An 11,573-nucleotide genomic window follows, 5' to 3' on the forward strand; every position below is an offset into this window, starting at 1 on the left:
ACCTTAAAGCGAGCCTTAAGGTCAGAACGTCACGCGCAAACAGCGCTCTCACAAGAGGGCGCACACCGAGTGCTTACTGTCGAGATGCAGGTTGTTGTGGCGCAGCAGCACGGAGGACGGGTTCGCCGCATCGCCCTGATAGCCGACGAAACGGGCCGGATCGGAGAGGCCGGTCTCGGTGCCGTCCCGAAGCGTGACGACGAGCGTCCCGCCCTGGACGGCGTAAGCCGTCGCATCGCTGTGGCTGCCGCCCGCGAGCGGCGCGGCCTCGTCCAGCACGTCGCGGGCATACTCCACCACCTGGGCGCCCCGCGCCTTGTTGTAGCCGCCCGAGCGGGTGGCCCCTCCGTCCTCCGGAATGGCGTCGGTGCCGTAGAGCGCGTCATAGAGGCTGCCCCAGCGGGCATTGGCTGCGTTGAGCGCATAGCGGGCATTCGACACCGGTACCACGAGCTGCGGTCCCGCGATGCGGGCGATCTCGTCGTCCACATGCACCGTCTGGACCGAAAACTCCTCCGGCTCGGGCAGCACATAGCCGATGTCGCGCAGGAACCGCTCGTAATCCGCCTGGTCGAAGGCCTTGCCGGCCCGGGTACGGTGATACTCGTCGATCTGGCCCTGGATCTTGTCGCGGACGGAGAGCAATTCGCGGTCGCGCGGCGCGAAATCCTTCACGAGCCCTGCCAGGCCTTCCCAGAAGGTAGCGCTCGATAACCCTGTTCCGGCAATCGCCTCCCGCTCGACGAGATCGTGGAGAACCGGTGCAACCTGGAGGCCGTTCGTCTGGACGCGCACTACCCTCGTGTCTTGGAGATCCGCAGGTTTCAAATTGAGATGCATTCAGGATCCTCGTCAGAGTAGATGCCCTGGAGATATGGCTTTACGTGCCGCTCGTAGATGAAGCGCTCATCGGGCGTGAGTTTCGATAGGCCATGATCAGCAACAAGCCATGCAGTCGCACGTGCGGCTGGATGTTCGAGGACATCGTTCGACACGAGTGTTCTTAACAGTAGGGACAACTCATCATTCTTCGAGGGGGCTTTGCTCGGCACCAGCTTCTGCCTTCCTTCGATGTGCTAAGCGGCAGGCCTCAGACAGACGCTGGTTATGTCGGCCAGTAACATGCGCGACCGAGCACTACCTCGCTGGAGGCCCCGCTGCTTCAATGATTTTGCACGGTCCTTGCTGCCTGAGTGCGTACGACACTCAGGCAGCAAGGCAGTTGAGATCTAGCCGAAACATGGACAGCCACTCGACTTCTCCGTGTCCTCGCCTGGATCGTGAAGAACCGGCCGACCTCTCCGTTCGAAAACCAGACCCCGCTCGGCTTGGTCCGTGCAGGGTCTCTTCCTGCCAATTAGCCAGGTTCGTTGCTCTGCTTGACGATGATTGGCACAATCAGATCGCCCCAGTATCCCTTCTCAGAATGGAAGCGCTTGACCCGTTGCAGCTCAATGGAAAGGCCTTTGCTAACGCAATTCATCACAGCCTCGTTTGTCCTGTGGAGCTCGTTGGCAAGAATCCGGAGGGCTGATTCCTGCTCAGGAGACAGCGAGCTGGCTGCCTCCTCAACCCGGTTCGTCAGCTGCGGCTTTTCTGATGCTGTCATTGATTTCACTCCCGTTTATCTCGTTGAAGTTGAGGGAACTCTGCTGTGGAGGCAGTTCATCCTCTCCACATGAACCTTTGTTGTGATGCGCGATGCGCCTTGAAGCTGACAGGATGATGCTCATCCTGTCAGGAGGTCCTAGCCGAACTGGTTCATGGTGTTGTGGGCACCGCCCGCCTTGAGGGCCGCCTCGCCCGCGAAGTATTCCTTGTGGTCATCGCCGATGTCGGAGCCTGACATGTTCTGGTGCTTCACGCAGGCGATGCCCTGTCGGATCTCCTGGCGCTGGACGTTGCGCACGTAGCCCAGCATGCCCTCGCTGCCGAAATACTCCTTGGCCAGGTTGTCGGTGGACAGCGCAGCCGTGTGGTACGTCGGCAGCGTAATGAGGTGATGGAAGATGCCGGCGCGCTTGGCGCCATCCGCCTGGAAGGTGCGGATGCGCTCATCGGCTTCTCTCGCCAAGTCCGTATCGTCATAGTCCACGCTCATCAGCTTGGCGCGGTCATACTGCGACACATCCTTGCCAGCCTTGTCCCAGGCGTCAAAGACCTGCTGGCGGAAGTTGATCGTCCAGTTGAAGGACGGCGAGTTGTTGTAGACGAGCTTGGCATTCGGGATGACCTCGCGGATGCGGTCGACCATGCCGGCGATCTGCTCGACATGCGGCTTCTCGGTCTCGATCCACAGCAGGTCGGCGCCGTTCTGCAGGGCCGTGATGCAGTCAAGCACGCAGCGGTCCTGGCCGGTGCCAAGGCGAAACTGGAACAGGTTGCTTGGCAGCCGCTTCGGCCGTAGTAGCTTGCCGTTGCGGTTGATCAGGACATCGCCGTTGGCGCAGGTCTCCGGCGTGATCTCCTCGCAGTCGAGGAAGCCGTTGTAGAGGTCGCCGATGTCGCCGGGCTGGCGACTGAAGGCGATCTGCTTGGTCAGGCTGGCGCCGAGCGAGTCGGTGCGGGCCACGATTAGGCCGTCGTCGACACCGAGCTCGAGGAAGGCGTAGCGGATGGCGCGGATCTTGGCCAGGAAGTCTTCGTGCGGAACGGTGACCTTGCCGTCCTGGTGGCCGCACTGCTTCTCGTCCGAGACCTGGTTTTCGATCTGGAGGCAGCAGGCGCCGGCCTCGATCATCTTCCTGGCGAGCAGATAGGTCGCCTCGGCGTTGCCGAAGCCGGCATCGATGTCGGCAATGATCGGAACGACATGGGTCTGGTAGCTGTCGATTGCGGTTTGGATCTCCCGCTCCTTGATCGTGTTACCCGCTTTGCGGGCCGCATCGAGGTCACGGAACAAAAGCCCCAGTTCACGGGCATCGGCCTGGCGCAGGAAGGTGTAGAGTTCCTCGATCAGCGCGGGAACGGTGGTCTTCTCGTGCATGGATTGATCGGGCAGCGGACCGAACTCCGAGCGAAGGGCGGCGACCATCCAGCCGGAGAGGTAAAGGTAACGTCGCTGGGTCGAGCCGAAGTGCTTCTTGATCGAGATCATCTTCTGCTGGCCGATGAAGCCGTGCCAGCAGCCGAGCGACTGGGTGTAGCGCGATGGGTCGGCATCGTAGGCCGCCATATCCTCACGCATGATCTTGGCGGTGTAGCGGGCGATGTCGAGGCCGGTCTGGAAACGGTTCTGCAATCGCATGCGAGCAACCGACTCGGGGTCGATGCTGTTCCAGGTGCTCTGGCCCTCAATGAGCTGCTGAGCCTGTGTGATCTGATCGTGGTACGCCATATCCCTGTTCCTCGACAAAAAGGTGTGCCTGGAATGGCAGTATAGGGGGCTGCTGGGTCGGTGAAGGGCCGTAAAGGTGCAGGTGAAAATCTTTACAAGGCTTGTATTGTAAATCTGTATATTATACACAAGAATTAGGAATTAGTCCGTCACCACCAACACTCTGGGAGCATTGGTGAAATAAGCAAACGCCTTAGTGCCGCCGGCTATTCTACTGATATGCTTCAGAGATCTCTTATACTAAAGAAGAAGAGGGCCTGCTAAATTGTGGTCGATAAAATTTATGTCGGATCGTGACAAATCTGCAGTCACTGCTTTGACAAATTAGCTCAGGCGCTAGTTTTGTTTTGGGATGAAAGCCTCCCATCGCGAGCTACGCTCTAAGTCTCTTTAGTGCGTATCCGCGTTCCCACGGCCGAGCCTACTCGTCATGCTCCAAGGCTGTTGAGTTCCAGGGCAGTTCAGATACGAGCAGTTGAGGACGCTGTGGATTACGTCGCATCGAACTCGAAGGGCGAGACGCCACGCTTCATCTCGTCGACGATCAGCGCATGCATCAGGGGAGGGGCGGCGCGCTGCGGGCAGGCGACGCGCTCGCACAGGCGGCAATTGATGCCGATGGGCGTGGCGTCGGCGGAGGCGAGGTCGTGGCCGCGGGCATAGACGAGGCGGTGGGCGTATTTCAGCTCGCAGCCGAGGCCGACCACGAATTGCGGATCGGGCGCGCCCCAGGGGTTGAACGCGCGCCTGACCGTGCGGGCGATGGAGAACCAGCGCGAGGCATCGGGCAGCTCGACGATCTGGGTCGCCACCTGGCCCGGCGTGCGGAAGGTCGAGTGCAGGTTCCAGAGCGGGCAGGTGCCGCCGAATTGCGAGAACGGGAAGCGGCCTGACGAGAAGCGCTTCGAGACGTTGCCGGCCGAATCCACCCGCACCAGGAAGAAGGGGATGCCGCGCGCATTGGCGCGGGCGAGCGTCGTGAGCCGGTGCGCCACCTGCTCGAAGCTCGCGCCGAAGCGGGCGCCAAGCACCTCGACGTCGTAGCCCAGCGCCTCCGCCGCCGCATGGAACTTGCGGTAGGGCATCTGTCGTGTTGCCTCACGTAATTTTGCTACCGGCTGCCTCATCCGGAATGTTACCCGTTGGCCTGGCATGAGGGTTCTGGAGCGATATAGAGCGCTGGGCTGCTGGCCTGTCCGATGAGCCGCTGCACGGCTTGTTGTCGCCAAGCCCTGACGCGCCTCTGCAGCGTGTGAAGCTGTCGCAAGCTGTATTGCCCAGGGTAACGGGCTTGGAACTCGACGAGTAGTTCAAGAGCGGTCTGATCTGGACATTCTTCGAGGCACACAGCCATCTCTGCCCAATGGTCCTTGAAGATATCGGGGCGCCGACCACGCGGTTTGTCGTTGAGCCGACGATACGTTTTGGGCCCGATGGCAACGCCGCGCGCGCGAGCCGCCTGGCGCCAGAGACTGACCCGTCGCGAGAGCGTTTTGTACTGCTTGCGCGTCAATCGACCTGGAAACTGGATGCACAACTCTTCGAAGAGCTGCATGGCGCTGATAGCGGGGAATTCTTCCAACCGGCGGCACGCGATCGGCCACACCATGCGCAGCGCCTGGATGCGGGCTTGGCCAGGTTCCGCATAGACCGGCTTCGGCTTGTCCGGTGTCTTCGCTGACTGTGCCGCGGGCGTAGGCGGGATCGCCAACTCGAGCGCCGCGGTCGGACTTGCTAGAGGGGCTGTTGTTGAGACCTTTTGCAGGCTTCGCAGGTAACGCGGTTTGGCTTCGATCGAGAAGGTCGGGCGGATCTCGCCCGCGTGCCAGGCGCTCGATAGGCTTGCTACGAACGCCGCCAGGTTGGGCGGCTCGGACGTCGCCGGCGGCGGTATTTCGCCGTCAGCCAATGCTGCCAGATACGCCTGTACAGCACGCATTTCCTCCAAAAGCTTGAGCGGATCGAGCTCGGCGGCGATCTCGCCCAGCTTGTTCCTGACAGCCATCGGGGTACTCTCGGCTTGCAGGAGACGTTCGCAGGGCGTCTGCGGTGGATGATAGCGTTTCGACACCTTCGCCCCGTCGCGCTGCTTGGCCGCCAACTTGAACGAGGGCTGGAAGAAGTTCACAAACAGCCTGGAGGCCGCGTAAAGACGCGTCATCGCCCTAGCCGCCGCCAAGCCTTCAAAGCGCCGATAGCCCAAGAGCTTGCGCACAACGGCGCCATTTTTCTGCTCGATCCAGGCTTGGTCGTTCTTGCGGTAGGGCCGTGAGCGCGTGAGCTCGATGCCGTGACCAATGCAATATTCGATCAGCGTGTTGTTGACGAACTCACTGCCATTGTCCACGTCCAGGGCTCTCAGGGCAAAGGGCAAGCCCACGCGGATGCGATCGAGGGTCTCGACCACAAGGGTGGCGTCTCGGACCACGATGGGTGCGGCCTCCGTCCACCCGCTTGCGATGTCAGTCAGCACCAGGCTGTGAACGTAGCTCCCGCGGTTCACCTCCCCACAATGAGCGACCAGATCCATTTCCATGCTGCCGGAAAGCGGCTCATTCCAGTCAGCAAAGGTGCGCATTTTGATGCGCCGCCGCGGCTCTGGCACCGCCCGTACAGGCCTTTTCGGGCGGGTGGCGCGCCTTGGCATCTGGAGCAAACGGTCGATCGTGGCGGCGCTCATCGACAGAATCTTGGAGCGGAGCTCCTCCTCAAGCTTCAAATGTCCATTGCGTTCCAGCGCCGGCAAGAGAATGGTCAGCAATGCCTTCAGGCGCTTGCCGCAGACGCGATCGGAAGCCTCCCACAGCACGATCAAAGCACCTCGAGCGGCCTCATCATAGAGCGACGGGCGTTGACGGGTCTGCCGCCTCTTCGGCGCCGGGTGGCTGTTCAGGACACGGATTGCGGACTTCTCGTGGTACCCTGTTGCCGCAATGAACTCCTCCAGGATCCTGCGCTTCTCCTTGTTCGCGGCGGCTGCATAGCGATCCCGGATCGCATTGGCGAAATCCCTGCGCATGGCATGCGTCATCTTCGTTGTCATGATGCCTCCCTCCTGGTGAAGGCATCATGCGGGGTCCGCCTTCACGGGTAACATTCTAGGTGAGGCAACGACCGCACTCGGTAACATTTTCCTTGAGGCAATGCGACAGGCATCATCAGCGCGCCGGCGAAGTAATTGCCGAATGAGACCCGCAGGAGCCGCCGCGCCGGCCCGTCCACGGGCTCCAGGCGGGTGGCGAGCGCGTCGATGGTCTCGCGCATCTCGGCGAAGGCCAGTTGATAGGCGGCCTGGAAGATTCTGCCGGAAGGATCCACCAGTTCGGAGATCAGGAGCTGGCGCCGGTGGTGGTCGTAGCGGCGGAGCGCATCCGGCATCACGTCCACCGGCATCACCCGCACCCGGATGCCGTGCTTGGCATGCAGCCGCTCGGCGACGGCGAAGAACGGCTCGTGACCGGTCGCGGCAAGGTCCGCGGCCAGGGCTTCGGCAGCCTCGTCGAGCTCGGGAAAATGGTTCCTGGCCTCGTGGATCAGCTCGCGCACCCGGTCGACCGGATTGACCTGCAGGGCACCCTCTGCCCGGTCGCGGTCGCTTAAGTTCGGCGTCACAGCCTCGCGGGCGCCGCGCAGGGCCTGATAGGCGCGGTAGAGGCGGTTGATCGCATCCACCATGGACGGCGCGCGCTCAACGGCCTCGCGCAGCTCGAGCCGCGCCACCGGCGTCGAGCGGAAGAGCGGATCGGCAAAGACCTCCTCCAGCTCCGACACGATGCGTCCGTCGTCGTCGTTGGCGAATTCGCGCGGATCCAGCTGATAGGCATGGGCGAGGCGGATCAGCACCTGCGCCGTGATCGGCCGCTGGTTGCTCTCCATCAGGTTGAGGTAGCTCGGAGAGAGCCCGAGCTCCTCAGCCATGCGAGCTTGGCTCAGGTTAAGCTCGCGCCGCAGGCGCTTCAGGCGGGGGCCGACGAAAAGCTTTCTGCTCTCATCCATATTGTAAATCTTCTCGCAACTTTGTGACCTACAGAATCATGAACGTTATAAAGACCAGTTCACTCGGAATTTCGGTTATCATCACACTTGCAGTTAGCAGGGGACAGTTCTGCTAAATCACGGGTTATTGAGCAACTCCCGCGCGACCGTTAGGGCTTGTTGAGCAAGATTCCCGACCATCGGCGAGCAGAGCCAAGTCGTTATGACCAACAGACACCTTTAGTGCTCTAAGCACATGGTGACGCCCATGCCGGCACCGATTCACAAAGCACGAGACCTTTCTCGACGTTGCACCGGCCTAGCTCGTGCAGGCGAGCCATAAGCACGCGGGCACCCGATGCGGCGATGGGATGGCCGATGGCGCACCGTTCGCGTCAAATCCAGAAGAGACCGCGCTGTGGTTAAACTCAAACCCTCCCTAATTGCCGACACTCATAACCCCAACGTCGTTCGGAACCACCAAAATGGTGCCTGTTGCGGCACATACAGCTTCGACCATTACGCTCGGAGCCGTCTCCCGCAGCACAAGGCCAGTTTCGGTTGGCTCAATCACCGCCATTTCGGTCACAATTAGAGTCACGGGGCGCAAGGATGTTGCCGGCAGCGTCAGCTCATCCACGATCTTAGGTTGGCCTTTTTGCGTGTGGTTCATCGCCACAATTACTCGACGTGCTCCGCTAACGAGGTCCATCGCTCCTCCCATGCCAGGAACAAGGTGGCCAGGAACCATCCAGTTGGCTAAGCGTCCATGCCGATCGACCTGCAACCCGCCGAGAACAGTCATGTCGAGATGCCCCCCGCGGATTAAGGCAAACGACGTTGCCGAGTCGAATGCTACAGCACCGGGTCGGGCGGACACGAACGCGCCTCCAGCATCCGTGAGATGCACATCCTCCATGCCCTCCGGCGGTCGCGCGCCAAATCCGATGATGCCGTTCTCGGATTGGAAATAAACCTCCAGCCCGGGCGGAACATAGTTTGCAACCAGGGTTGGGAGCCCGATGCCGAGGTTCACGAGGGTATTGTTACGCAGCTCTTGCGCGACCCGGCGTGCGATCAGTTCCTTGGAATCCATGCCATGCCTCAGATCAGTTGCGGCCGCTCGACAAGGTAGTCAATCAGCACGCCGGGCGTGTGGATCATATCCGGGGAGAGCACTCCCAGGGGCACCACCTCATTGGCTTCGGCAATCGTTGTGGTGGCGGCCATTGCCATCAGCGGATTGAAATTGCGGGCGGTCAGCGAATAGACGAGATTGCCGATGTAGTCGGCACTCCGGGCTGCGACGAGAGCGATGTCCGCCTTGAGGGCAGGTTCGATGAGGAAGTCGCGTCCGTCGACCTGCACCACCATTCGTCCTTCACCGGCCATGGTTCCGAGTCCTGTCGCAGTGAGCACGCCGCCGAGGCCCGCGCCCCCTGCCCTGATGCGTTCCGCAAGTGTCCCTTGCGGCACCAGTTCGACCTCGATCTCCGCGGAGAGCATCCGACGCTGGGTTTCCGGATTGGTGCCGATGTGCGAGGCAATGACCCGCGAAACACAGCCGGCGTCGATCAATTTCCCAACGCCCACACCGGGCCGTGCCGTGTCATTGGCGATCAGCGTCAGGTTTCGCACGCCGCGGACCACCAGAGCTTTAATGATGCGGTGGGGCGACCCCACGCCCATAAAGCCCCCCACCATTACGGTTGCACCGTCGGGGACGAGATTGGCCGCAGCCGCTGGAGTGATGGCACTTCTCATGGTGAAGTAGGATCCTGGCTACAGGCAATTCAAATGGCTTGGACCAGCAGATCGATGCTGGCTTTGGCATCGCCGTAGAACATGCGGGTGTTGTCCTTGTAGAACAGCGGGTTCTCGATCCCGGAGTACCCAGTCCCCTGCCCGCGCTTCGAGACAAACACCTGCTTGGCCTTCCACACCTCCAGCACCGGCATGCCAGCGATCGGACTGTTCGGATCCTCCTGCGTCGCCGGGGTTACGTTGTCGTTCGTGCCGATGAGGATCACCATGTCGGTCTCGGGGAAGTCCTCGTTGATCTCGTCCATCTCGAGCACGATGTCGAAGGGCACCTTCGCCTCGGTCAGTAGCACGTTCATATGCCCCGGCAGACGCCCCGCCACCGGATGGATGGCAAAGCGCACCTCCTTGCCCATGGCGCGCAACCTCCGCGTCAGCTCCGAGACCGATTGCTGCGCCTGCGCCACCGCCATGGTATAGCCCGGCACGATGACGACGCTGTCGGCCTCTTCGAGCGCCGCTGCCACGTCGTCGGCGTCGATGGCGATCTGCTCGCCGGCAATCGCCACGACCGGGCCGGTGGTTTTCCCGAAGCCGCCGAGGATGACGGAGATGAAGCTGCGGTTCATCTCCTTGCACATGATGAGCCCGCCTTCTCGCCGGCCCCAGCCTCTATCGCACAGGCATGACGGAGCTTCTGCAGCGCCGCTGCCGAGTCCGGCGTCAGCGCCACCCGCGCCTCGCCTTCGAGTTGCTCCTTCAGAGCTCCAACATTCATTGCACAAACCTATTTTATCAGTAGGACCACTCTGCTCTGTCCTAGCTCTATCGGGTTGGAACCGGATTCTCGCCGCGGTAATCGTAGAAACCGCGCTTGGTCTTCCGGCCGAGCCAGCCGGCCTCCACGTATTTCACCAGGAGCGGGCAGGGGCGGTACTTGGAATCGGCCAGGCCCTCGTGCAGCACCTGCATGATCGACAGGCAGGTGTCGAGGCCGATGAAATCGGCGAGCTGCAACGGACCCATCGGGTGATTGGCACCGAGGCGCATGGCGGTGTCGATGGATTCGACGGAGCCCACGCCCTCGTAGAGGGTATAGATCGCCTCGTTGATCATCGGCAGCAGGATGCGGTTGACGATGAAGGCCGGGAAATCCTCAGACACGGTCGAGGTCTTGCCGAGCTTGGCGATGAATTCCTTGGCGGATTCGTAGGTCGAGTCATCGGTGGCGATGCCGCGGATCAGCTCGACGAGCTGAATCACCGGCACAGGGTTCATGAAATGGATGCCGATAAATTTCTCGGGCCGGTCGGTTGCGGCCGCCAAGCGTGTGATCGGAATCGACGATGTGTTGGTCGCTAAAATTGCGTCAGGCTTCATGATCGAGCAGAGTTGCCTGAAGATTGAATGCTTGACGCTTTCGTTTTCCGTTGCCGCTTCAATGACGAGGTCGCAGGATGATATGTCTTTGAGATCACTCGTCAGACGGACCCGATTCAGTGCTGCAGCGCGTTCGTCCTCGCGAATTGCCTTCTTCGCGATCAGCTTGTCGAGAGCTTTTTCAAGTGAAGCTTTTGCTCGGGTGAGAATCTCTGGCTCTCGATCAAGCAAAACAATGTCAAAGCCAGAGAGCATGCACACTTGAGAAATCCCAGTGCCCATTTGGCCGGCTCCGACCACCCCGATTTGGTGCATATTATTCTCCTAAGCTCGTACTTCCCGCCACTCGACTGGGATGCCTACTTCACATGTTGACGTAGTTCGGCCCGCCGCCGCCCTCGGGGGTGACCCAGGTGATGTTCTGGTTCGGATCCTTGATGTCGCAGGTTTTGCAGTGGACGCAGTTCTGGGCGTTGATCTGGTAGCGTACGCCACCCTCGCCCTCGACCCATTCATAGACGCCCGCCGGGCAGTAGCGCTGGGACGGACCGCCATAGACCTCAAACTCGGAGGCCCTCTGCAGGCCCATGTCCTTGACCTTGAGATGGACCGGCTGGTCCTCCTCGTGGTTGGTGTTGGACAGGAACACCGAGGACAGCTTGTCGAAGGTGAGCACCCCGTCGGGCCGGTCGTACTTGATCGGCGTCACCTGATCGAGCGGCAGCGTGCAGGCATAGTCAGGCTTGCCGTGTTTCAGGGTGCCGAAGGGCGACCAGCCAAAGAGCTCGGTCAGCCACATGTCGAGCCCGCCGAGCGCCACGCCCGCCGCCGTGCCGTAGCGCGACCAGAGCGGCTTGACGTTGCGCACCCGCTTGAGATCGTAGCCGATCGGCGAGGCGCGCCAGGATTGCTCGTAGGCCGAAACCTCGTCATGGGCCCGGCCCTCCTGGATCGCCGCAAACAGATGGTCGGCGCAGAGCATGCCCGACAGGATCGCGTTGTGGCTGCCCTTGATGCGCGGCACGTTCACGAAGCCCGCCGAGTCGCCGACGAGGCAGCCGCCCGGAAAGCTCAGGCGTGGCACCGACTGCCAGCCGCCCTCCATGATGGCGCGTGCGCC

9 protein-coding genes and 4 pseudogenes are annotated in these 11,573 nt (G+C 61.4%); all 13 read right to left on the minus strand.

Annotation, left to right across the window (positions count from 1 at the left end):
• Positions 1-48: 48 nt before the first annotated feature.
• Positions 49-840, minus strand: a complete 792-nt coding sequence (locus JKL46_RS32915) for an aldolase/citrate lyase/malate synthase family protein (RefSeq protein ID WP_246529700.1) — start codon at positions 838-840, stop codon at positions 49-51.
• Between the two features lie 517 nt (positions 841-1,357).
• On the minus strand, positions 1,358-1,609 hold the full coding sequence (locus tag JKL46_RS32920) for an SMc00767 family acetate metabolism repressor (RefSeq protein WP_201842528.1): 252 nt from the start codon (positions 1,607-1,609) through the stop codon (positions 1,358-1,360).
• A gap of 138 nt (positions 1,610-1,747) precedes the next feature.
• Positions 1,748-3,337, minus strand: a complete 1,590-nt coding sequence (locus JKL46_RS32925) for an isocitrate lyase (protein ID WP_201842530.1) — start codon at positions 3,335-3,337, stop codon at positions 1,748-1,750.
• Positions 3,338-3,828: 491 nt separating this feature from the next.
• Positions 3,829-4,434 (minus strand): annotated as a pseudogene (locus JKL46_RS32930) (helix-turn-helix domain-containing protein); the annotation flags it as partial.
• 38 nt (positions 4,435-4,472) lie between these two features.
• Positions 4,473-6,380, minus strand: a complete 1,908-nt coding sequence (locus tag JKL46_RS32935) for a DDE-type integrase/transposase/recombinase (protein WP_201842532.1) — start codon at positions 6,378-6,380, stop codon at positions 4,473-4,475.
• A 41-nt stretch (positions 6,381-6,421) separates the two neighbouring features.
• Positions 6,422-7,333: a helix-turn-helix domain-containing protein gene (locus JKL46_RS32940; RefSeq protein WP_246529701.1), complete on the minus strand. Its 912-nt coding sequence runs from the start codon at positions 7,331-7,333 to the stop codon at positions 6,422-6,424.
• Between the two features lie 219 nt (positions 7,334-7,552).
• Positions 7,553-7,695: pseudogene (locus tag JKL46_RS32945) on the minus strand (acetyl-CoA C-acetyltransferase); the annotation flags it as partial.
• Between the two features lie 56 nt (positions 7,696-7,751).
• Positions 7,752-8,408: a 3-oxoacid CoA-transferase subunit B gene (locus JKL46_RS32950; protein ID WP_201842534.1), complete on the minus strand. Its 657-nt coding sequence runs from the start codon at positions 8,406-8,408 to the stop codon at positions 7,752-7,754.
• 8 nt (positions 8,409-8,416) lie between these two features.
• Positions 8,417-9,076, minus strand: coding sequence for a 3-oxoacid CoA-transferase subunit A (locus JKL46_RS32955; RefSeq protein ID WP_201842536.1), 660 nt, complete (start codon positions 9,074-9,076; stop codon positions 8,417-8,419).
• A gap of 29 nt (positions 9,077-9,105) precedes the next feature.
• A pseudogene (locus JKL46_RS32960) lies at positions 9,106-9,717 on the minus strand (NAD(P)(+) transhydrogenase (Re/Si-specific) subunit beta); the annotation flags it as partial.
• Positions 9,714-9,851, minus strand: a pseudogene (locus tag JKL46_RS32965) (hypothetical protein); the annotation flags it as partial. The pseudogenes JKL46_RS32960 and JKL46_RS32965, both read right to left, overlap by 4 nt.
• Positions 9,852-9,898: 47 nt before the next feature.
• Positions 9,899-10,768: a 3-hydroxybutyryl-CoA dehydrogenase gene (locus JKL46_RS32970; protein ID WP_201842538.1), complete on the minus strand. Its 870-nt coding sequence runs from the start codon at positions 10,766-10,768 to the stop codon at positions 9,899-9,901.
• Positions 10,769-10,817: 49 nt separating this feature from the next.
• Positions 10,818-11,573: electron transfer flavoprotein-ubiquinone oxidoreductase (locus JKL46_RS32975; protein ID WP_201842541.1), on the minus strand; the 756-nt coding region annotated here is incomplete at its 5' end.

The organism is Microvirga zambiensis WSM3693, from assembly GCF_016735695.1.
GTDB lineage: Bacteria > Pseudomonadota > Alphaproteobacteria > Rhizobiales > Beijerinckiaceae > Microvirga > Microvirga zambiensis.